The 21,865-nt window shown below is 72.1% G+C and carries 18 protein-coding genes; 7 read left to right on the forward strand and 11 right to left on the reverse strand.

The annotated features are described in order from the left end of the window. Positions 1-23: 23 nt before the first annotated feature. Both DW296_RS15330 and DW296_RS15335 read left to right on the forward strand, forming a co-directional pair. A complete protein-coding gene (locus tag DW296_RS15330) occupies positions 24-1,253 on the forward strand; it encodes a glycosyltransferase (protein ID WP_136052970.1) in 1,230 nt (409 codons plus the stop codon). A gap of 5 nt (positions 1,254-1,258) precedes the next feature. After that, positions 1,259-2,485: a glycosyltransferase gene (locus DW296_RS15335; protein WP_136052971.1), complete on the forward strand. Its 1,227-nt coding sequence runs from the start codon at positions 1,259-1,261 to the stop codon at positions 2,483-2,485. A gap of 4 nt (positions 2,486-2,489) precedes the next feature. Here the strand turns inward: DW296_RS15335 and DW296_RS15340 are convergent, their stop codons facing one another. Together DW296_RS15340 and DW296_RS16550 are read right to left on the reverse strand one after the other, a co-directional pair. Then, positions 2,490-3,068, reverse strand: a complete 579-nt coding sequence (locus DW296_RS15340) for a hypothetical protein (protein WP_136052907.1) — start codon at positions 3,066-3,068, stop codon at positions 2,490-2,492. 37 nt (positions 3,069-3,105) lie between these two features. Continuing rightward, positions 3,106-3,267, reverse strand: coding sequence for a hypothetical protein (locus DW296_RS16550; protein WP_168429048.1), 162 nt, complete (start codon positions 3,265-3,267; stop codon positions 3,106-3,108). Positions 3,268-3,353: 86 nt separating this feature from the next. Here DW296_RS16550 and DW296_RS15345 point away from each other — a divergent pair, with 86 nt between their 5' ends. Further along, positions 3,354-4,322 carry a GlxA family transcriptional regulator gene (locus DW296_RS15345; protein ID WP_136052908.1) on the forward strand — a complete coding sequence of 323 codons (969 nt, stop codon included), beginning with the start codon at positions 3,354-3,356 and terminating at the stop codon, positions 4,320-4,322. A 563-nt stretch (positions 4,323-4,885) separates the two neighbouring features. Here the strand turns inward: DW296_RS15345 and DW296_RS15350 are convergent. Next, a complete protein-coding gene (locus DW296_RS15350) occupies positions 4,886-5,584 on the reverse strand; it encodes an NRDE family protein (protein ID WP_136052909.1) in 699 nt (232 codons plus the stop codon). 99 nt (positions 5,585-5,683) lie between these two features. Between DW296_RS15350 and coaBC the strand changes: the two genes are divergently transcribed. Both coaBC and DW296_RS15360 read left to right on the forward strand, forming a co-directional pair. Then, positions 5,684-6,883, forward strand: a complete 1,200-nt coding sequence (coaBC, locus tag DW296_RS15355) for a bifunctional phosphopantothenoylcysteine decarboxylase/phosphopantothenate--cysteine ligase CoaBC (RefSeq protein ID WP_136052910.1) — start codon at positions 5,684-5,686, stop codon at positions 6,881-6,883. A gap of 85 nt (positions 6,884-6,968) precedes the next feature. Next, the gene (locus DW296_RS15360; protein ID WP_081811630.1) at positions 6,969-9,179 is read left to right on the forward strand and encodes an ATP-dependent Clp protease ATP-binding subunit; all 2,211 of its coding nucleotides are present in this window, start codon (positions 6,969-6,971) and stop codon (positions 9,177-9,179) included. Between the two features lie 66 nt (positions 9,180-9,245). Here DW296_RS15360 and DW296_RS15365 read toward each other — a convergent pair whose 3' ends face one another. Both DW296_RS15365 and DW296_RS15370 read right to left on the reverse strand, forming a co-directional pair. Beyond that, a complete protein-coding gene (locus DW296_RS15365; protein ID WP_136052911.1) occupies positions 9,246-9,833 on the reverse strand; it encodes a nitroreductase family protein in 588 nt (195 codons plus the stop codon). A gap of 99 nt (positions 9,834-9,932) precedes the next feature. Then, a complete protein-coding gene (locus DW296_RS15370) occupies positions 9,933-10,841 on the reverse strand; it encodes a LysR family transcriptional regulator (protein WP_136052912.1) in 909 nt (302 codons plus the stop codon). A 137-nt stretch (positions 10,842-10,978) separates the two neighbouring features. On the opposite strand from DW296_RS15370, the gene DW296_RS15375 reads away from it, so the two are divergent. Beyond that, a complete protein-coding gene (locus DW296_RS15375; RefSeq protein ID WP_136052913.1) occupies positions 10,979-14,434 on the forward strand; it encodes a bifunctional proline dehydrogenase/L-glutamate gamma-semialdehyde dehydrogenase in 3,456 nt (1,151 codons plus the stop codon). Between the two features lie 84 nt (positions 14,435-14,518). Here the strand turns inward: DW296_RS15375 and DW296_RS15380 are convergent, their stop codons facing one another. From DW296_RS15380 to DW296_RS15400, 5 genes are all read right to left on the reverse strand, one after another. After that, entirely contained in the window at positions 14,519-15,601 is a 1,083-nt protein-coding gene (locus DW296_RS15380) for an ABC transporter permease (protein WP_136052914.1), read from the reverse strand. After that, positions 15,598-16,482, reverse strand: a complete 885-nt coding sequence (locus tag DW296_RS15385; protein ID WP_136052972.1) for an ABC transporter ATP-binding protein — start codon at positions 16,480-16,482, stop codon at positions 15,598-15,600. The genes DW296_RS15380 and DW296_RS15385 overlap by 4 nt, the downstream gene beginning before the upstream one ends. Before the next feature lie 106 nt (positions 16,483-16,588). Further along, on the reverse strand, positions 16,589-17,770 hold the full coding sequence (locus DW296_RS15390; protein ID WP_136052915.1) for a benzoate/H(+) symporter BenE family transporter: 1,182 nt from the start codon (positions 17,768-17,770) through the stop codon (positions 16,589-16,591). A 38-nt stretch (positions 17,771-17,808) separates the two neighbouring features. Continuing rightward, entirely contained in the window at positions 17,809-18,498 is a 690-nt protein-coding gene (locus DW296_RS15395; protein ID WP_136052916.1) for a response regulator, read from the reverse strand. Further along, positions 18,495-19,748, reverse strand: a complete 1,254-nt coding sequence (locus DW296_RS15400; protein ID WP_136052917.1) for a sensor histidine kinase — start codon at positions 19,746-19,748, stop codon at positions 18,495-18,497. Before DW296_RS15400 ends, DW296_RS15395 begins: the two co-directional genes overlap by 4 nt. A gap of 79 nt (positions 19,749-19,827) precedes the next feature. On the opposite strand from DW296_RS15400, the gene DW296_RS15405 reads away from it, so the two are divergent. Then, a complete protein-coding gene (locus tag DW296_RS15405) occupies positions 19,828-21,015 on the forward strand; it encodes an MFS transporter (RefSeq protein WP_240743105.1) in 1,188 nt (395 codons plus the stop codon). Between the two features lie 15 nt (positions 21,016-21,030). Here DW296_RS15405 and DW296_RS15410 read toward each other — a convergent pair whose 3' ends face one another. After that, positions 21,031-21,837 (reverse strand): Cof-type HAD-IIB family hydrolase, encoded by an 807-nt coding sequence (locus tag DW296_RS15410; protein WP_136052919.1) that lies wholly within the window; start codon positions 21,835-21,837, stop codon positions 21,031-21,033. Positions 21,838-21,865 lie beyond the last annotated feature (28 nt).

Genomic DNA, 21,865 nt, shown 5'->3' on the forward strand with positions numbered 1-21,865 from the left:
CCTTGGCCGCCACCCCGTTAGGCATCTCTGTGACCTCCTCCGACGATCCGATCGATGCGTCGCGCGACGCCACCGCCGTACAGCCCCGTCCGCTGAAGATCCTTCTCGGCTGCGACACGTTCGCCCCCGACATCAACGGCGCCGCCCGGTTCGCCGAGCGTCTCGCCGCCGGACTCGTGCAGCGCGGGCACGAGGTGCACGTCGTCGCCCCCAACCAGGCCTACCGTCGCACCGCGCCCCGCACCGAGGTCATCGAGGGGGAGCCGATGACGCTCCACCGCCTGCCCTCCGTGCGCTGGGCCCCGCACGACTGGCTGCGCTTCGTGTGGCCGTGGCGCTCCAAGCACTACGCCCGGAAGGCCCTCGACGCCGTGCAACCCGACGTCGTCCACATCCAGTCCCATATCGTGATCGGGCGCGGACTCGCGCGCATCGCGAAGCAGCGCGGCATCCCGGTCATCGCGACGAACCACGTCATGGCCGAGAACATCCTCGACCACACGACCATGCCGAAGTTCGTCGACGACATGGTGCTCAAGCTCGCCTGGGCCGACGCGAAGCGCACCTTCGACCTGACGCGGGCGATCACCACGCCCACGCGTCGGGCCGCCGACTTCCTGGAGAAGACGGTCGAGGTGCGCGGCGTCATCCCGGTGAGCTGCGGCATCGACCGCTCCCAGTACACCCCGGTCATCGCCCCGCGCGAGGAGAACCGGCTCGTGTTCGTGGGCCGGCTGACGGCGGAGAAGCAGGTCGAGGTCATCCTCAAGGCCATGACGAAGCTCGACCCGGCACTGAACACGACGTTCGACATCGTCGGAGGCGGAGACCAGCGCAAGCAGCTCGAGCACCTGACGGCACAGCTCGGGTTGTCGGACCGAGTCACCTTCCACGGCCGGACCACCGACGAGGAGCTGCGGGCGCTGCTGTCCCGTGCGAGCCTCTTCGTCATCGCGTCGATCGCCGAGCTGCAGTCCATCGCGACGATGGAGGCCATGGCATCGGCGCTGCCGATCGTCGCCGCAGACGCCGTCGCCCTGCCGCACCTCGTGCACGACGGCGAGAACGGTCACCTGTTCACGCCGGGAGACGTCGACGACCTCGCCGCGAAGCTCACCGCCGTCCTGACCGCCTCCCCCGGCGAGTACGAGCGGATGCAGAAGGCGTCGCTCGACGGCGTGGCCATCCACGACATCAACCGCACGCTCGACACCTTCGAGGCGCTGTACCGCGACGAGCCGCTGCCCGAGTGACGCGGATGCACGTCGTCTTCTTCGCCGATCAGCACCTCGACTCCCTCGGCGGGGCGCAGGTGTCGATGCGACTGCAGCGGACCTTCCTGGAGCGTGCCGGACACACCGTGACGGTCGTCGCGCCCCGTATGCATGCACGGCGTGACGACGCCGCCCCGTCCGAGGGTAACGTCGACCTCCCGTCGCTGCCGATCACCCTCGATCGGGAGTACGCGATGACCTGGCCGGGCCGGGCGACCGATCGGACCCTCGACCGCGCCATGGCGCACCGCCCGCCCGTCGATCTCGTGCACGTGCAGGCCGACTTCTGGGGCGCCTTCATCGGCCACCGCTTCGCCGCCCGGCACGGGCTCCCGGTCGTGCACACGATGCACAACCGCGTCGACGTGGGACTGGCCGCGGTCACCCCGCTGCACCGGCCCGCGCTCGCCGTGCTCAACCTGTGGCGCCGCGCCGCCCTCCGAGGCGTCGGCGTGCTGGTCGGCGGCAGCGACGGGTGGTCGTACCTCCGCGGGCTCGCGGCGGGTGCCGCCGCCGTGACGGCGCCTTCCGGGCATTTCGCGCGGCGCCTGGAGCAGAACGGCGTGGCGCGGACGGTCGATGTCGTGTGGAACGGCATCGACGACGACGTCCGGGCGCAGACCCTCGCGGCGGCCCCCATCGAACGGGCACCGGGGCGCCCGCGCTTCGTCTGGCTCGGGCGGATGAGTCCGGAGAAGCGCCTGCTCCCGTTCCTCCAGGCCTGGGTGGACGCGGGCATCGACGCAGAGCTCGAGGTGATCGGCGGCGGTGGACAGCGCGCCGCGGCCGCACGCATCGTCGCGGGGCGCACGGACGTGCGCTTCGCAGGCCGGCTCTCCTATGCGCAGACCCTGGAGCGGATCGCCGCCGCCGACGCGCTCGTGCAGACGTCCATCGGATTCGAGACCCAGGGGATGACGCCGTTCGAAGCGGCCACCCTCGGCACGCCCTCCGTCGTGTGCGACCCCGACATCGCTGCGGAACTCCAGGGCGGGCTCTGGGCGGTGCCGACGACGGACCCGGTCGCCCGCGGGCGAACCGTCGAGGCGCACCGGATCGAGGCCCTCGCCGCGACGCTGCGGCAGGCGGCCGCGGACATCGCGGACGGGACCGCGCCGCAGCCGGTGCCCGCCGTGGCGGAGGCCTTCCGGCAGTCGTCGCGGACGGCCGCCATGATCGAGGTCTACGAGCGGGTGCTCACCCGGTCCTGAGCGATCACAGGAACCCGTAGAAGTTCGACGAGAGCCAACTCAGCACGATCGTCAGCAGACCCGCGCCGGAGATGCCGACCGCGATCCCGGCGAGCAGTCGCGACCCCGGACGCCGGGCCGCGATGAGGCCGAGCACGAGCGCCGCTCCGTAGCCGAGGAACGTGAGGATGCCCGACCCTCCCTCGATCAGGCCGATCATGCTGTAGGTCCGGTCCGACATGTAGACGAACGGCCGCGCGAGAATCAGGAACACGTCGATCGCCAGCGTCACCAGTGCGACGATGAACGCCGCGCGGCCGAGGCCGTCGCCTGCTGCGCGGGGGCTCGGCGCCGCGGAGGGCGGGAAGCCGGCGGATCCGGGGGCGGCCGGGTACGACTGCGGGGCCGCCGTGGGGAAGGCTTGCGGGGCGGCGGTGGGGAAGACATGACCACCGCCGGGGGCGGGGGCGTACGGCGCTCCCGGTGCGGGAGCCTGCGCGCCGGGGTACTGCGGCTCCGCCGGGAGCGACGGAGGGGTCGGGGCCGCGGCCGGGTCGACGGCACCGTCGCGCGAGGGGGGTCCGGGCTGCTGGGGGTCGCTCATGACCCGAGCGTAGCCCTCGTCCCGGACAGTCGGGAGGTCAGCGGTAGACGTGGCCGGGGTCGGCCTGCGAGAGGGCGTCCTGTCCGGTGACGCGGCTCCAGTCGGTGGGGGTCGGGCGGTAGCCGTCGCGCCGCAGTTCGACGAAGGTGGCGACGACCGCCCAGATGACGAGGGCGAGGAGGAGGATGAGGAGTAGCATGGCAGAAAAGCTACGCGCGGTGTGATGCTGCCACGAGAGGCAGATCGGGCACTGTTCGTAGGAAAACTGCCATTCCGGGAGCTGAGATGAAGACCGTCGCGTGCGTGGTGCAGGACGGCTTCGCGCCGTTCGAGTTCGGAGTCGCCTGCGAGGCGTTCGGCTTGGACCGATCGGCCGACGGGGTGCCGAACTTCGACTTCCGCATCGTCGCCCCGCACCCCGGCGTCGTGCGCTCCAAGATCGGCTTCTCCATCAACGTGGAGCACGATCTCTCGTTCGCCGCCGAGGCCGATCTCGTGGTGTTCTGCCCGGTGCCGCGCGAGGTCTGGGGTGACATCGACCCGCTCCTCGTCGAGGTCGCTCGTGCGGCGGTGGCGCGCGGCGCCTGGGTCATGAGCGTGTGCAGCGGGTCGTTCATCCTCGCCGCGGCCGGAGTGCTGGACGGGCGGCGGGCGACGACGCACTGGATGTACGCGCACACGATGGCCGACATGTACCCCGCCGTCGACATCGATCCGGACGTGCTCTTCGTCCAGGACGGCCGCATCATCACCAGCGCGGGCACCGCCGCGGGCATCGACGCCTGCCTGCACCTGCTGCGACAGGAGCTCGGGGCGGAGATCACCAACCGGATCGCGCGTCGGATGGTGGTGCCGCCGCAGCGGGACGGGGGTCAGGCGCAGTTCATCGATCGCCCCATCCCGGTCGCGCCCACGGACTCGCTGGCCGCGGTGGCCGACTGGGCGGTGGAGAACCTCCGTGAGGAGCTGACGGTCGACCAGCTCGCCACGCGGGCGCTCATGTCGCCGCGGACCTTCGCGCGCCGCTTCAAGGCCGAGTACGGCGCGACCCCCGCCGCGTGGCTCGGTCGGCAGCGGATCATCCAGGCTCAGCGTCTCCTCGAGCGCACCGACCTCCCGCTCGAACACATCGCGACGGACTGCGGGTTCGGTTCCGCGGCCGTCCTCCGGCAGAACTTCGCCCGCGTGCTGGGTGTGACCCCCACCGCCTACCGCGCCCGCTTCTCCTGCGCCGACGCCCTCCCCGCCGCCTGACCCCCCCCTTCCGCCCCGTCCCGCCCCCTCATTCCAGCCTGCGGGATCAATTTCGTGCCCCGTTTCCACGCATCCGGCCCACTTTCCGTCCCGCCTCGGTCCCCCCTACCCGCCCCCGCCCCCGCAGTCGTGCGGGATCGAAAACGTGCGCGAGCGCCCCGCGTCCGGGGCGTTTTCCGTCCCGCTTCTGCCCGTCGGCCTCGCGACCGTCCCCCGCTGTCGTGCGGGATCAAGAACGCGCGGCACCGTGCCCCACCCGGAGCGTTTGCCGTCCCGCATCAGGCCGAACGGTCCCGCGACAGGCCCCGGCATTCTGGTCCAGCCCCGCCCGGCGGGCATCGCCCCCCAAGCTCCGCAGCGGATCTCGTCCAACCGAGGGGTCGGTCGCCCGCATCGGTGCGGGATCAGAAAGGTCCCGCGGGATGGGCGGTGTGGTGCGTTTTCGATCCTGGGCGGGAAGCGGCGGGGCGGGCGGGATCAGAAAGGGGCCGCAGGCGGAGGGCGGGGGTGCTGTTTTCATCCCGCGGCGCGAGAGGGGCGGGTGGAGGGGGAGGCGGAGCGGGTCAGAGCCAGTGGGCGGGGGAGGGGAGGGTGACGTCGCGGACGTCGACCCCGGCGGGCGTGACCGTGGCGACCGCGTAGAGGAGGGACTGCGTCGGGTACCCGTGCGGGCGGTTGTCGCGGATGATGGCGCGGTCGTCTTCCGGGGGCAGGGTCGCCGAGGACCCGAGGAGCGCGGTCCACTCGGCCGCCCAGTCGGCGCTCGCTGCGGCGGGCCCCAGTGCGCGGAACTCCGGGAGCCAGGCGGCGATGCGCGGGGTCTCCTCGTCGTCGAGGTCGTCGTGGGCGATCATGTGGGTCCCGGGCTCGATCGGGGTCTCCCGCAGCTCGGCGCCGTCCCAGGAGAGCACCCTGGCGCCGTCCGGACCGACCTCGAGCAGATTGAAGCCGTGCATCGGCGGGGCTCCCTGCGGGGAGCGACCGGTGACCGCGGCGAGCGGAAGGGTACCGCGGGAGACGGCCGCAGTCGCGGAGAGGCCCTGCGAATCGGCGCGGTTGAGGAGCACGGCGAGGCGTCGTTCGGTGGGGTTCACGGCGAGCCAGGCCCCACCGGCACGGCGGTCGCGGATGCCGATCACCCCCGGATACTCCTCGGGCCACCACTCGCCCAGGGCGTCCCACTCCCGGGCCGGGTCCTCGTCGCGGACGGCCAGCAGCCGCGCGGATCCCGCAGCCTCGACATCGATCACCACCGTGCACACGCCTCCGAGTCTAGGTCGAGGTCGGCCGAGGTGGCCGGGGTCGTGGACGAATCCGTGCACGACGACCCGGGCGTCCGCACCCTGGGGCAGAATCGAGGCGTGAACATCGTCGTCGGAGTCACGGGCGGCATCGCCGCGTACAAGACGGTGCACCTCGTGCGCCTGCTCACCAAGGCCGGTCATGATGTGACCGTCGTGCCCACGGAGGATGCGCTGCGCTTCGTGGGTCTGCCGACGTGGGAGGCGCTGAGCCGGCACCCGGTGACGACGAGCGTGCATGAGGACGTCGCCCGCGTCCGGCACGTCGCCCTGGGGCAGGGGGCGGACCTCGTCGTGATCGCCCCGGCCACGGCGAACTCCCTCGCGAAGATGGCCGCGGGTCTCGCCGACGACCTCCTCGGCACGACGCTGCTCGCGACCGAGGCGCCGGTGCTCGTCGCCCCCGCGATGCACGCGGAGATGTGGCGGAACCCCGCCACGCAGGCGAACATGGCGACGCTCCGGGACCGCGGCGTGCACGTGGTCGGCCCCGCCGACGGCGAACTGGCCGGCGGCGACAGCGGCCCCGGTCGCATGGTCGAGCCGGAGGAGATCCTTGCCGCAGCCCAGGCGCTGATGACGCCGGGCGACCTCGCGGGCGTGCGGGTCGTCGTCTCGGCGGGCGGCACGCGGGAGCCCATCGATCCGGTGCGCTTCCTCGGCAACCGGAGCAGCGGGCGCCAGGGAGTCGCGCTCGCGGCGGAGGCGGCGGCGCGCGGCGCGGAGGTGACGCTCCTCGCGGCGAACGTCGCCGGGGACGTGCTCGCGGAGGCCCGCCACCCGAAGATCCGGATCGTCCGGGTCGGCACGGCTGCCGAGCTGTCCGCGGCGATGAAGGAGGAGGCGGCGACGGCCGAAGTCGTGCTGATGGCGGCGGCGGTGGCCGACTACCGCCCGGTCGAGGTCTCCGCCCGGAAGCTCACCAAGGACCGCGGCGGCGTCGGCACGATCGAACTCGTCGAGAACGAGGACATCGTCGCCGCGCTCGTCGGCACCCGGCGGGAAGGGCAGCTCATCGTGGCGTTCGCGGCGGAGACCCCGGAGGACGAGGCCGAGCTGCTCGCGCGCGCCCGCGGCAAGCAGGAGCGCAAGGGGGTCGACCTCCTGGTGGTGAACGAGGTCGGCTGGGAGCAGGGTTTCGAGCGTGGCGAGAACGCCGTGCACATCCTCGGTCGCGGAGGAGCCCTGGCACGGACCGCGGCCGGGACCAAGCGCGAGGTGGCGGCGGCCGTCTGGGACGAGGTCGCCCGCGAGAGGTGAGAGGTGGTGGAGCCGCGCACCGCCGAATGCTAAACTTGAGTCAACCAAACTCAACTTTCAGAAGGAGCATCTCCAGGAGGAGCGCATGACCACCCCGCAGACCGGATCCCCGAACCAGGAACAGCAGTCCGCCCTCGAGCAGTTCGGCATCAACCTGACCGACCGTGCCCGCGAGGGCAAGCTCGACCCCGTCATCGGACGGGACAGTGAGATCCGGCGCGTCAGCCAGGTGCTCACCCGCCGCACCAAGAACAACCCGGTGCTGATCGGTGAGCCCGGCGTCGGCAAGACCGCGGTGGTCGAAGGCCTCGCGCAGCGCATCGTCGCAGGCGACGTCGCCGAGTCCCTCAAGGACAAGGAGCTCGTCTCGCTCGACATCTCCGCGCTCGTCGCGGGCGCCATGTACCGCGGCCAGTTCGAGGAGCGCCTGAAGCAGGTGCTCAAGGAGATCACCGAGTCGGACGGCCGGATCATCACGTTCATCGACGAGCTGCACGTGCTCATGGGCGCGGGCGGGGGCGAGGGGTCGGTCGCGGCTTCGAACATGCTCAAGCCGATGCTGGCCCGCGGCGAGCTGCGGCTCATCGGCGCCACCACCCTCAACGAGTACCGCGAGTTCATCGAGAAGGACGCCGCCCTCGAGCGGCGCTTCCAGCAGGTGTACGTGGGCGAGCCGACGGTCGAGGACACGATCGCGATCCTCCGCGGACTCAAGGGGCGTTACGAGGCGCACCACGGGGTGACCATCTCCGACAGCGCGCTCGTGGCCGCGGCCTCGCTCTCCAACCGCTACCTGCCCGCGCGGCAGCTGCCGGACAAGGCCATCGACCTGATCGACGAGTCGATGTCGCGTCTGAAGATGGAGATCGACTCGTCTCCCGTCGAGATCGACCAGCTCAAGCGTCAGGTCGACCGGCTGAAGCTGGAGGAGCTCGCGCTCAAGCGGGAGAAGGACGCCGCGTCCAAGGAGCGCCTCGGAACCCTCCGCGAGCACCTCGTCGAGCTCGAGAAGGAGCTCGCCGGACTCGAGGCCCGATGGGCGCGGGAGCGGCAGGGCCTGAACCGGGTCGGGGAGCTGAAGAAGCAGCTCGACGACGCGATCACCCAGCGCGACCTCGCCATGCGCAACGCCGACTACACGAAGGCGTCGAAGCTCGAGTACGAGACGATCAAGCGCCTGGAGCGCGACATCGCCGAAGCCGAGCAGGCCGAGGCCACCGCCTCGAGCGAACCGCGCATGGTGAACGAGCAGGTCACCGAGGAGGACATCGCGGCCGTGATCGCGGCCTGGACCGGCATTCCGGTCGGGCGGCTGCTGCAGGGGGAGAGCGAGAAGCTGCTCCACCTGGAGAACGAGCTCGGCAAGCGACTCATCGGCCAGAAGGACGCCGTCAAGGCGGTGTCCGACGCGGTGCGCCGCTCGCGCGCGGGGATCAGCGATCCCGGTCGGCCGACCGGATCGTTCCTGTTCCTCGGACCGACCGGTGTCGGCAAGACGGAGCTGGCCAAGGCGCTCGCGCAGTTCCTCTTCGACGACGAGCACGCCATGGTGCGCATCGACATGTCGGAGTACGGCGAGAAGCACTCGGTCTCCCGGCTCGTCGGGGCCCCTCCCGGGTACGTCGGCTACGAGCAGGGCGGTCAGCTCACCGAGGCCGTGCGGCGCCGTCCGTACAGCGTGATCCTGCTCGACGAGGTCGAGAAGGCGCACCCCGAGGTGTTCGACGTGCTGCTGCAGGTGCTCGACGACGGGCGGCTGACCGACGGACAGGGGCGCACGGTCGACTTCTCGAACGTGATCCTCATCCTGACCTCCAACCTGGGCTCGCCGATCCTCATCGACCCCGTGCTCTCCGTGGAGGAGAAGCGGGAGCAGGTGATGGCGCTCGTGCGCCAGGCGTTCCGGCCGGAGTTCCTGAACCGTCTCGACGACATCGTGATGTTCCAGGCCCTCACCGAAGACGACCTCGCGCAGATCGTGGAGCTGTCGGTCGATCAGCTGCACGACCGGCTGCGCGACCGTCGGCTCACGCTCGCGGTCACTCCCGGGGCGCGGTCGTGGCTGGCCGAGCGCGGGTACGACCCGGTGTTCGGCGCCCGCCCGCTGCGTCGCCTCATCCAGACCGAGGTGCAGAACAAGCTGGCGACCGCCCTCCTCTCGGGTGGCGTGCACGACGGCGACACCGTCCGGGTGGACGTGGCGGCCGACGGCACGGGCCTCGTGCTCACCGCGACGACCCCCGAGCCGGAGGTCGAGGACGACGACGTGATCGAGGCCGAGCTGCTCGACGACTGATCGGGATCGGCACACACGAAAGGCCCGGTAGGCGTGACGCCTACCGGGCCTTTCGTGTGTCGCTGCTCAGGCGCTGAGGACGACCGTCTCCGCGATCGGACGGCGCACGCGCGGGGCGACCTCGCGCTCCTGCAGCACCTCCGGCAGAGCCTCGATGTTGCCGAACTCGCCGACGGCGATGACGGTGGCGGGGGTGAAGCGGGGCTCCAGGTCGGCGAACTCGCGGACGACCTCGGGGTCGAAGCCGCTCATCTGGTGCACGACGAGGCCGTCGTGGTGGGCCTGCACGGAGAAGTGCGCCACGGCCTGGCCGAGGTCGTAGAACGCGTGGCTGATCGGCGTGCCGTCGGCGGTCGCGGTCTCGGCGATCGCGACGACGAGCACGGCCGCGTTGCCGGCCCAGGCCTGGTTGAAGCCCATGAGCGCGTCGACGATCTGGGCGTGCAGCGCGGTGCCGCGGCGGGCGACGATGAAGCGCCAGGGCTGGATGTTGTTGGCGGAGGGGCTCCAGCGGGCGGCCTCGAGAGCGGTGGCGAGCTTGGCCTCGTCGATCGGGTGCTGCGCGTCGTAGGCGCGGGGGCTCCAGCGGCCGGCGAGGACGTCGAGGACGGGGTGCTCGGTCGGGGCGGTGCGGTCGATGACGGGAGTGCTCACGGAAGTGCCTTTCGGACGGAGGGGATCGGACGCCGTCGTCCGGGTACACGGGGGATGAACCGATGCATGTGCATGCATATTCCCGGAGGTCGGTTCGCGTCAGTCCAGGAGGTTGCGGGAGGCGGCGTCGGCGAGCGCGGCGCGGACGGCGCGGATCGACGGGGCGTCCGCGGAGACCCGACGCGCGGAGGAGAAGATCTCCCGGCGCGGTTCGTGCGGGAGCGGGGCGAGGTCGACCGTCGGGGTATCGCCGGCCCACACGAGCTCGGGGAGCAGCCCGACCGCGAGTCCCGCGTGGATGAGCCGGACGTGCGCGGTGAGGTCGGCGAGCTCGAAGCGCACGTCGGGCTCGAACCCGGCGGTGCGGCAGAGCTGCTCGGCCCACGCGCGGGAGGCGGTCCCCGCGGGTTCGAGCACCCACGGCTCGGCGCGGGTCGCCCACAGGGCCGCGACGGGATCGGCGGATTCCGACGCTCCCGGACGCCGGGCGAGGGCGATGGCGTCGTGGGCGAGCACCACGCGGTCGAGGTCGGCGTGGATGGGGCGCGTGTGGCCCGGATACTGCTCCGCGAGGATGAGGTCGTAGTCGCGGCTGGAGACGCCCACCAGCCCGGACTCGGGGTCGCGCTCGGTCACCTCGACGCGCAGGGCGGGGTGGCGCGCGCCGAGGGCTGCAAGCGCGCGGGGCAGCAGGGAGTGCGCGGTGGACTGGAACACCGCGAGGCGCACGGTGCCGGTCACCTCGGTGAGCGACTCGGCGACGGCGACCTGGGCGTGCTCGAGCTGATCGAGGATCCCGATGGCCTCGGCCACCAGGACGTTCCCCTGCGGCGTGAACTGCACGCCGCGACCGACCCGACGCAGCAGCGGCACCCCGACATCACGCTCCAGCGCGGCGAGCTGCTGGGACACGGTGGCCTTGCTGTAGGACAGCGCATCCGCCACGGCGGAGAGGGTCCCACGACGCGACAGCTCCACGAGCAGACGCAGGCGATGGACGTCGAGCACGGCGGTTCCGATCGTTCGGGAAGAGTGAACAGAATCCACTCGAATCGGTTGATAGACGGAGCCTACCGACCGGCTGGACAATGATCCAGCCGCACACGACACCCGGGTGTGCGAGGCCGAGGAAGGTACCCCGCTTCATGACCGTCATCGACGACACCACCCCCCGCACCGAAGAGGTCGCCGCGCTCGTGCAGCGCTGGCTCGCCGAAAGCGAGACCCACCCGGTCGAGCCGGCCGCGCAGCGCCTGTCCGAAGTGCTCAAGGATCCGAACGGCCTCGCCTTCACGGTCGGCTTCGTCGACGGCGTCATGCGTCCGGAGGATCTGCGGGTCGCCGGCCGCAAGCTCGCCGAGCTGTCCGACATCACGCCCACGCTGCTGCCCGGCTACCTCCGTGCCGCCATCAAGGCCGGCGGGTTCTGGGCGCCGAAGCTCCCGAACGTCGTCGTCCCGATCTCGCGGCGCGTGCTGCGGGCCATGGTGGGCCACCTCGTGCTCGACGCCACGCCGTCCAAGCTCGGCCCCGCGATCGCCAAGCTCCGCAAGACCGGCAATCGTCTGAACCTGAACCTCCTCGGCGAGGCCGTGCTCGGCGAGCGCGAGGCGGGCCGCCGACTGCAGGGCACGTACGACTTCCTCGCCCGTCCGGACGTCGACTACGTCTCGATCAAGGTCTCGAGCGTCGTCAGCCAGCTCTCCATGTGGTCGTTCGACGAGGCCGTCGCCGACGTCGTCGAGAAGCTCACCCCGCTGTACCGGCTCGCGGCGAAGGCCGAGGCCAAGGGCGCCCGCACCGGGACCCAGAAGTTCATCAACCTCGACATGGAGGAGTACCGCGATCTCGACCTCACGATCGCGGCCTTCACGAGCATCCTCGACCAGCCGGGCCTGGAGGACCTCGAGGCGGGCATCGTGCTGCAGGCGTACCTCCCGGACGCGCTCGGCGCCATGCAGCGGCTCCAGGAGTGGGCCGCCGCACGCCGCGCCAAGGGCGGAGCCCCGATCAAGGTGCGCGTGGTCAAGGGCGCGAACCTCGCGATGGAGGAGGTCGACGCGAAGGTGCACGGCTGGCCGCTCGCGACCTACGGCACCAAGCAGGACTCCGACACGAACTACAAGCGCGTGCTCGACTGGGCGATGACCCCCGAGCGGCTCGACGCCGTCCGCATCGGCGTCGCCGGTCACAACCTCTTCGACATCGCCTACACCTGGCTGCTCGCGAAGGCCCGTGGCGTGACCGAGGCCGTGGAGTACGAGATGCTGCTCGGCATGGCGACCGGGCAGGCCGAGGCCGTCCGCAAGGACGTCGGCCGCCTCCTCCTCTACACGCCGGTCGTGAACCCGGCGGAGTTCGACGTCGCGATCGCGTATCTCGTGCGGCGCCTCGAGGAGAACGCGAGCCCCGAGAACTTCATGTCGGCCGTGTTCGAGCTGGCCTCGAACCCGACCCTGCTCACCCGCGAGCGGGAGCGCTTCGAGCGCTCGCTCGCCGCGCTCGTCGCCGACCCGTCGGTGCCGGGCCCGAACCGCACGCAGGACCGCACGGCTCCGCGCCCCGAGAACACCACGGACGGCTTCGCGAACGAGCCCGACACCGATCCCGCGCTCGCCGCGAACCGCGCGTGGGGTCGGGAGATCCTGCACCGCTCGGTCTCCTCGACGCTCGGCCGGGACGCGATCACCGCCGCGCGCATCGAGACCGACGCCGAGCTGGACGCCGTGTTCGCCGCCGCCACCTCCGCCGCCGGGAAATGGGCGGCGCTCCCCGCCGCCGAGCGCGCCGCCGTCCTGCACCGTGCGGGCGACGAGCTGGCCGCCCGCCGCGGCGAGCTGCTGGAGATCATGGCGCACGAGGCCGGCAAGACCATCGCCGAGGCCGACCCCGAGGTCAGCGAGGCGATCGACTTCGCGCACTACTACGCCGAGCGCGCGAAGGACCTCGAGACCATCCCCGGCGCGGAGTTCGTGCCGTCGAAGGTGACCGTGGTCACGCCGCCGTGGAACTTCCCCGTGGCGATCCCCGCCGGCGGTGTGCTCGCCGGCCTCGCCTCCGGATCCGGAGTGATCATCAAGCCCGCGAAGCTCACCCAGCGGTGCGGTGCCGTGATGGTCGAGGCGCTGTGGGCCGCGGGCGTCCCGCGCGATCTGCTCGCCCTCGTCGACCTCGCCTCCCGCGACCTCGGCACCCGACTGGTCGCGAGCCCCCAGGTCGACCGGGTCATCCTCACCGGGGCCTACGAGACCGCGCAGCTCTTCCGCTCCTTCCGGGCCGACCTGCCGCTGCTGGCCGAGACGAGCGGCAAGAACGCCATCATCGTGACGCCGTCGGCCGACCTCGACCTCGCGGCCGCCGACGTCGCCCGCAGCGCGTTCGGCCACGCCGGGCAGAAGTGCTCGGCCGCGTCGCTGGCGATCCTCGTCGGGTCGGTGGCCGACTCGAAGCGCTTCGAGCGGCAGCTCGTGGACGCGGTCACCTCGATGCGCGTCGGGCTGCCCGATGACCCCGCCACGCAGATGGGGCCGATCATCGAGCCCGCGAACGGCAAGCTCCTCACCGCGCTCACCACGCTCGACAAGGGCGAGCGCTGGCTCGTGGAGCCCCGGAAGCTCGACGACGAGGGGAAGCAGTGGACCCCGGGGGTGAAGACCGGCGTGCGCGAGGGCTCGTACTTCCACCTGACCGAGTTCTTCGGACCCGTGCTCGGCATCATGCACGCGAAGGACCTCGACGAGGCCATCCGGCTGCAGAACGCCGTCGACTACGGCCTCACCGCGGGGCTGCACTCGCTGGACTCCGCCGAGGTCGCGACCTGGCTGGACCGCGTCGAGGCCGGCAACCTGTACGTGAACCGGGGCATCACCGGCGCCATCGTGCAGCGTCAGCCGTTCGGCGGCTGGAAGCGCTCGGCCGTGGGCGCCGGAGCCAAGGCCGGCGGCCCCAACTACCTCTTCGGTCTCGGTGAGTGGCGTGCGGGCGAGCTGCCCGCCGCGGCTCCGGGGGCGGCGGTGACCCCCGCCGTGACCGGGCTGCTGGAGGCGGCCGCGCCCGAGCTCGACCCCGTGGGCATCGAGTGGCTGCACCGTGCCGCGGCCGCCGATGAGCGCGCGTGGATCGACGAGTTCGGCGCCGTGAGTGACAAGTCCGGACTCGGGGTCGAGCGCAACGTGTTCCGGTACCGTCCGGTGGCCGTCGATGTGCGTATCGCCGAGGACGCGCCGTTGGCCGAGGGGGTCCGCGTGCTCGCCGCTGCCCTGCGCAGCGGCAGTCCGTTCACCGTGTCGGCCGCGTCGCTGCCGTCCCGCGTGGAGAAGGCGCTCAAGGCCCAGGGCGTGTCCGTGAAGACCGAGTCCGACGCCGCGTGGACCAAGCGCTACGCGAAGGGCGCCCCGTCGTGGCAGCGGGTGCGGCTCGTCGGTGGCGATGCCGCCGCGCTGCACACGGCCCTCGACGGCAGCCCCGACGTCGCGGTGTGGTCGCACGCCGTGACCGGAGCGGGCCGGGTGGAGATGCTCCCGTTCCTGCACGAGCAGGCCGTGTCGATCACCAACCACCGCTTCGGCAACCCCACCACGCTCTCCGAGGGCCTCCTCTGACGCCGAGACCCCGGGTACACGTCGAGACCCCCTGCTGCACGCGCGTGCAGCAGGGGGTCTCGACGCGAAAGCGGGGTCTCGGGATCAGCCGCGCAGCGCCTCCACGAGCTTCACGCGCGAGCCCATCCGGAGCAGGGAGTTCTCGTAGATCTTCGCGCCGACGACGATCGCCGCGACGCAGCTCGCCAGGAGGATCGCGAGGCTCAGGAGAGGCTCCCACCACTGCGCCTCCCCGACGAAGAGACGCATCGGCATGCCGACCGGAGCCGAGAACGGCACGTACGACATGATCGTCAGCACCAGCGGGTTGTCGTTGAATACGATCACCAGCACGTACGGCGCCATGATGAGCATCGTGATGGGGGTCGTCGTCGAGCCGATGTCCTCCTGCCGGGAGACCATGGAGGCCGCCGCCGCGAACATCGCCGCGAGCAGGATGAATCCGAACAGGAAGAACACCGCGAACCAGATGATGGGGGCGCCGAGGGTGGTCAGCACCTCCCGCTGACCCGTCACGATGAGGCCGATCGTGGCGACGGCCGCGAGGGCGAGGATCTGCCCCATCGCGAGCACCGTGTTGCCGATCACCTTTCCGGCGAGCAGCGTGCGCGCGGGGATCGCCGACAGCAGCACCTCCACGACCCTGGTCTGCTTCTCCTCGACCACGCTCTGCGCGATGGTGCCGCCGAAGGTCGCCGCGGCCATCATGAAGACGAGCCCGAACGCGATCGCGATGAAGTAGCGCAGCAGCGGGTTGGTGGTGACCGGTTCGAGGATCACGACCTCGGGGGACAGCGACAGCGCGGACACGAGCGATGAGGGCGCATCCTCCAGGGCGACGATCGTGTAGCCCGCGGCGCTGTCCCCCGGTAGTACCGCCGCGTCGACGTCGCCGTCGCGGACCAGCTCCTCGGCCTCGGCGCGTGAGGCGACCTCGGTCACCTCGACGTCGGGCAGCGCGGAGACGGCACCCGTGGTCTCCGAGGTCACCGCGACGGGCATGGCGTCGGTGTTCTGACTCGCGAAGCCGCCGAACAGCACGCCGGCGAGGGCGAGGACGAGCAGGATGCCGGTCGAGATCAGGAAGGCCTTGCTGCGGAGCTTCGAGCCGATCTCCCGCTCGGCGACCAGCCAGATCCCGTTCCGTGCGGGCGTCGAGGCGTTCACTGGATGACCTCCTTGAAGATCTGGGCGAGGGAGGGGTGCTTGGGTGCGAAGCTCGCGACGTCGCCGCGCGCGACCGCCGACTGCAGCACGCGCTGGGCGGTCTCGGGGCCGTCCGCGTCGAAGAGCGCGTATCCCCCTTCGAAGTCGACGACCGTGACCCCGGGCTCGGTGCGCAGCCACCCGGCGTCGCCCGCCGAGATGAGCTCGTACCGGTCGCGGGCGTGCTCGGCGCGGAGCCCGTCGCGGGATCCGGCGGCACGGATGGTGCCCCCGGCGAGGATGACGAGGTCGTCGCAGAGACGCTCGACCACGTCGAGCTGGTGGGAGGAGAAGAGGATGGACGCGCCGCGGGCCGCGCTGGCCTGCAGGACTCCGGCGACGACGTCCACCGCGAGGGGGTCCAGGCCGGAGAAGGGCTCGTCGAGGATCAGCACCTCGGGGTCGTGCACGAGCGAGGCGGCGATCTGCGCCCGCTGCTGGTTGCCCAGCGACAGCGACTCGATCGTGTCGTCGAGGCGCTCGCCGAGTCCGAGCTCCGTGAGCAGCGCGGTCGCCCGCTCCGTCGCCTCCGGCTTGCTGAACCCGTGCAGTCGGGCGAGGTAGACGATCTGCTCCAGGACCTTCATCTTCGGGTACAGGCCGCGCTCCTCGGGCATGTAGCCGAAGCGGCGGCGGTCGGCGGTGGTGAGAGGCGTCCCGTCGAGGTCGACTCGTCCGCCGTCCGATGACAGCAGACCGAGGATGATGCGCATGGTCGTGGTCTTGCCGGCGCCGTTGCCGCCGACGAAGCCGGTGAGCCGGCCCGGCGCGACCGTGAACGACACGTCGTCCAGCACCCGGCGGCTGCCGTAGCTCTTGGTGATGCCGGAGAGTTCCAGCAGTCCGGTGGTCATGTCGTGGTGCTCCGTCCGAAGGTGATCCGCATGACCTTCACGCTATTGAGCACGGGCGGGGTCGGGCATCCCCCACAGGGGGGACTGCCACGGATCAGCCGCGGGGCGGACGGCCGGCGTGCAGCACCGTGCGCACGAGCAGGCCGGCGACCAGTGCCCAGAATGCCGCGCTCACCCCGAGCACGGCGATGCCGGAGGCGGCGACGAGGAACGTGACGACCGCGGGGAGGCGCTCGCCGGGATCGTCGATCGCCTGCTGGACGGCCGCGCCGAAGGCGCCGAACAGCGCCAGTCCCGCGACCGCCGGGATCACCGCCGTCGGGGCGAGCACGACGAGGGTGGCGAAGGAGGCGGAGAACGCGCCCAGCACGAGGTAGGACGCCCCCGTCGAGACCCCGGCGAGCCAGCGCCGGCCGGGGTCGGGGTCGGCGTCGGGGGATGCGGCGAGGGCCGCGCTGATCGCGGCGAGGTTGATGGCGTGCCCGCCCGCCGGAGCGCCGAGGGCCGTGCCGAGACCGGTCACGAGCATCGCCGGACGCCACGGGACCTCGTAGCCGAAGCTGCGCATGATCGCGATACCCGGCACGTTCTGCGACGCCATGGTCACGATGAACAGCGGCAGCGCGATGCCGACCAGGGCCCCGACGGTGAAGGCGGGCATCGTCAGCTCGAAGCGCGGCAGGAGGGCGGCCGGGTCGACCGGGGTCCCCGCGGAGACCAGCGAGATGGCGACGACCGCGGCCGCGGCGACGAAGGCCAGCGGCACGGCCCACCGGGGAGCCAGCCGGGCGAAGACCAGCCAGGTCAGCACCACCGGGAGCACGCCCCACGGGTTCGCGACGACCCCCGTGATCGGCGCGAGGCAGAGCGGCAGCAGCACTCCCGCCAGCATGGCCTGGGCGATCGACGGCGGGATCCGCGCGATCAGCGCGCCGAGCGCGGGCCAGAGCGCCGTGAGGAGGATGAGGGCCGCGGTCACGAGGAAGGCCCCGACGGCGGCGGGCCAGCCGCCCTCGACGCTGCCGGTCGCCACGAGCAGGGCGGCGCCGGGGGTGGACCACGCGGCCGTGATCGGCATCCGGTAGCGCCAGGCCAGCACGATGCAGGCGAGCCCCATCGCGAGGCTCACGGCGAGGAGTCCGCTGGCCGCCTGCGCCGCCGATGCGCCGACGGCATCGAGGCCCGTGAGCACCACCGCGAACGAGCTCGTGAACCCCACGAGCGCCGTGACGATCCCGGCGACGATCGGACGGGACACGGGGACGGCGGCGGGCATGGCTCCGAGAGTATCGCGGGGGAGCGGTCCGCCTCCGGTCAGGCCAGCCCCATCCGATGCGCGAGCACGACGGCCTGCACGCGGTCCCTGGCGCCGAGCTTCTGGAGGATGCGGGAGACGTGGGTCTTCACGGTGGCCTCCCCGATGAACAGGGCGCGGGCGATCTCGGCGTTGCTGCGGGCGTCGGCGAGCAGGGTCAGCACCTCGGCCTCCCGTTCGGTCAGGGGCTCCGCGAGCACGGGGGCCGTGGGCGCCTTCGCCACAGCGCGGGCGGGGGCGGTAGCGGTCTCCGGAGTCGCGCCGGCGAAGCGGGTGAGGACGCGGCGCGTCACCTCGGGTGCCAGCATGCCGTCCCCGGCCGCGAGCGCGCGCACCGCGGAGATGAGGTCCTCGGCGCCCGCGTTCTTGAGGAGGAATCCGCTGGCGCCGGCTTCGAGCGCCTGATAGAGGTAGTCGTCGCGATCGAACGTGGTCACGATCGCGATCGCGGCGCTCACCGAGGGGTCGGCAACGAGGCGGCGCGTCGCCTCGATCCCGTCCATGTCGGGCATCTGCACGTCCATCGTGATCACGTCAGGGCGCAGGTCGGCGGCCTGTGCGACGGCGTCCGCCCCGGTCGAGGCCTCGCCGACGACGGTGATGTCGGGCTGGGTGTCGAGGATCGTGCGGAAACCGGCGCGGAGGAGGGCGTGGTCGTCGACGAGGAGCACCCGGATCGGCGCGGTCACCGGGCGTCCTCCGGCACGGGCGCGCCGAGCGGCACCCGCGCTCGCACCCGCACCCCGCCGGGCGGGCGCGGAGCGATCTCGAACGTGCCGCCGGATGCCGCGGCGCGCTCCCGCATCCCGAGCTGGCCGAGGCCGGGACGCAGCTGGGCGATGGCACGGCCGGTGTTCACCACCTCGACCTCCACGCCGTCCTCGTCGTAGCGCACGCGCACGTCCGCAGTCGCCCCTGGCCCGGCGTGCCGACGGGCGTTGGTCAGCGATTCCTGCGCGATCCGGTAGAGGTTCACGGCGACGAGCGAGGGCACCGGCACCGGATCGCCGATCACGGTGTACGCGGTGGGGAGACCCGCCTCGGTCGATGCCTCCGCCAGGGCGGCGATGTCGTCGAGGGAGACGGTCGATGCCGGCTCGGTCGTGTCGCCGCCGGGGGTGCGCAGCGTCTCCAGCAGCTGGCGCAGCTCCTGGATCGCGTCCCGCGCGGAGGACTCGATCCCGGAGAGGATGCGTGCCGACTGGGCCGGATCGCTCTCGAGCACGAGGCGCGCGGCGCCCGCCTGCACCCCCATGACCGACACGTGATGGGCGACGACGTCGTGCAACTCCCGGGCGATCCGCACCCGGTCGAGGGCCACCGCCTGCGCCGCGGTGACCTCGCGCTCGCGCTCCAGTTCGCGGGTGCGCTCCTCCAGCACGGTGCGCTGCTCGGCCGCCGCCCAGGAGCGCTCGCCGAAGTAGTAGGCGCCGCCGAAGTACAGGACGTTGAGGAGGATCTGGATGAGCATGAAGGCCACATACGGTGACATGGCACCGGCGACGACGTCCGCCTTGTCCGCCTCGCTGATCGCGTCGCGGTACATGGTGATGAGGAGCCACACGAACATGCCGACGATGATCGCGACACGGACGACGAGGGCCTTCCGGCGGTCGTTCATCCAGGCGCCGACCGTGTAGAGCGCGATGAACATCGCGATGTTGCCGACGTAGATCTCCGGTACCCGGATCGTCACCGCGGTGAAGTAGGCCAACGACACCACGACGGCCACGGTGCCGGGCCAGCGCCGGCGGAAACCGAGCGGCGCCGCCACCACGACGGCGTAGACGAGGGCCGTCCACAGCGGAGCCTGCTCGTCGCCGTAGACCTGGGCGATGGAGGAGAGCGCCGCGCTGAGGATCGCGCCGACGAAGAGGACGAGCGCGAGGAAGAGATCGCCGCGCTGGTCGCGCAGGGTCGGCGTCCGGGTGAAGGCCATCCCTCCACCGTAGGGCGGGGGCCGTCGCGCGGCATCCCCCGTGCGACGGAGGCGGAGGGTGCGTCTGCCAGGATCGAGTGTGACCTCCTCGCCGCGCCCGCGCCTGGCACCGCTCTATCTCGCCGGGTTCACCACCGCGTTCGGCGCGCACGGTATCGCAGCCGCCCTGGGCGCCGAGACCGAGGACATCGGCTGGACGCTCCTGGCCTTCGGCTTCACGCTCGCGCTGTACGACCTCGCCGAGGTGCTGCTGAAGCCGCTCTTTGGGGCGCTCAGCGACCGGGTCGGAGTGCGCCCGGTTGTCGTCGGCGGCCTGCTGGCCTTCGCCGCGTTCTCGGTGGTCGGAGCTCTGGCCCCCGGCATGATCGGCCTGGTGATCGCGCGCTTCGGCCAGGGCGCGGCCGCTTCGGCGTTCTCCCCGGCGTCGTCCGCTGCGGTGGCGCGGTTGACCGACGAGGCGTCGCGTGGCCGCTACTTCGGCCGCTACGGCTCCTGGAAGAGTCTCGGATACGCGCTCGGCCCCCTGCTCGGTGCGGTGCTCGTGGTGGCGGGCGGGATCCCGGCGCTGTTCTGGGCCCTGGCCGTGCTGGGGCTCATGGCGGCCGGATGGGTGCTGATCGCCGTCCCGGCCGTGCCCGTGCTGCCCCGGAAACGGGTGACCCTCGTCGACCTCGGACGGGAACTCCTCGCCCCGGGGTTCCTCCTCCCGACGCTGGTGCTGGCGGCCACGACCGGCGCGCTCGCCGTGGCCGTCGGCTTCCTTCCGCTGCTCGGCCGGGAGGCCGGACTCGGCACGGTGGGCAGCATGGCGATCGTCACGGTGCTGGCGGTCGTGTCGAGCATCGTCCAGCCGCTGGTCGGGTCGGCGCACGACCGCGGCCGGCTCTCCGTCCGTCTCGGCGCGGTCGGCGGGCTGTTTCTCATCGGCGTCGGCATCGCGCTCTCAGCCCTCTGGGTGACGCCTGTCGTCCTGGGCGTCACGGGCGTGCTGGTCGGCGCCGGGGTGGGGCTGGCCACGCCGGTGGCGTTCTCGCACCTCGCGGCATCGACGCCCGCGGAGCGCATGGGGCGCACGATGGGCAGCGCGGAGCTGGGCCGGGAGCTGGGCGACGCGGGTGGCCCGCTCGTCGCGGGGGCCGTGGCGACGGCGACGGTGCCGGCGGTCGGGATCGGCGTCATCGCGGTGCTCACGGCGGGGGCAGGCGCCCTGGCTCTCCTCGGGCTGCGACCGCCGCGTGCCGAGGCGCGTCCGAACGGGGCCGACTGACCGCGGTGGCCCGGTTCAGGGGCTGAGCAGGCGCTCGATCACGCGGGCCACGCCGTCTTCGTCGTTGGTCGCGGTGGTCTCGTCGGCGGCCTCCTGCACGACGGGTTCCGCGTGCGCCATGGCCACGCCGTGACCGGCCCAGCGGAGCATCTCGACGTCGTTGAGGGCGTCTCCGAACGCCACGACGTCGGAGCGATCGATGCCGAGGTGCGTGCAGAGGCGCGCGAGACCCGTTGCCTTCGTGACGCCCTGCGCCATGACCTCGACGAACGGGGCGCCGGACAGCGTGGCCTCGAACCCGGTGAGCCCGAGGGACCGCAGGGTCTCGAAGAGTGCGGCGGGGGCGAGCTCGGGATGCCGGATCACGAGCTTGAGCGTCGGCGCGGCGAGCACCTCGTCCAGCGGCACGCCGCCCATGGTCGCGGGGTCGCGCTTGTGATCGGACAGCTGCGCGATCGCCGCATAGCCGTGCTGCGCCACGAACGTCTCGCCGCCCTCCCGTACGCTCGCGAAGAGCAGACCGGGGACGCTGGAGCGCAACGCGTCGGCGAGAGTGCGCAGCGTCGCGGGCGGCAGCTCCTCGGCGAACAGCATGCGGCCCTCGGTGAGATGCGTCGCGTACGCGCCGTTGCCGCACAGCGCCCACCCGTCGAATCCGGCGTCGGCGGCGATCACGCGAAGGCCGATGGGCTGACGGGCGGTGACGGGCACGACCGCGACGCCCGCATCCCGCGCGGCATCGAGCGCGGCACGGGTGCGCGGAGACACCGCGGACGAGCTGTCGAGCAGTGTGCCGTCGAGGTCGGTCGCGATCAGCCGCACGGGGTGGGTCCCTGAGCCTGTCGAAGGG

The sequence above is a fragment of the Microbacterium sp. K36 genome (assembly GCF_004794355.1).
Lineage (GTDB): Bacteria > Actinomycetota > Actinomycetes > Actinomycetales > Microbacteriaceae > Microbacterium > Microbacterium paraoxydans_D.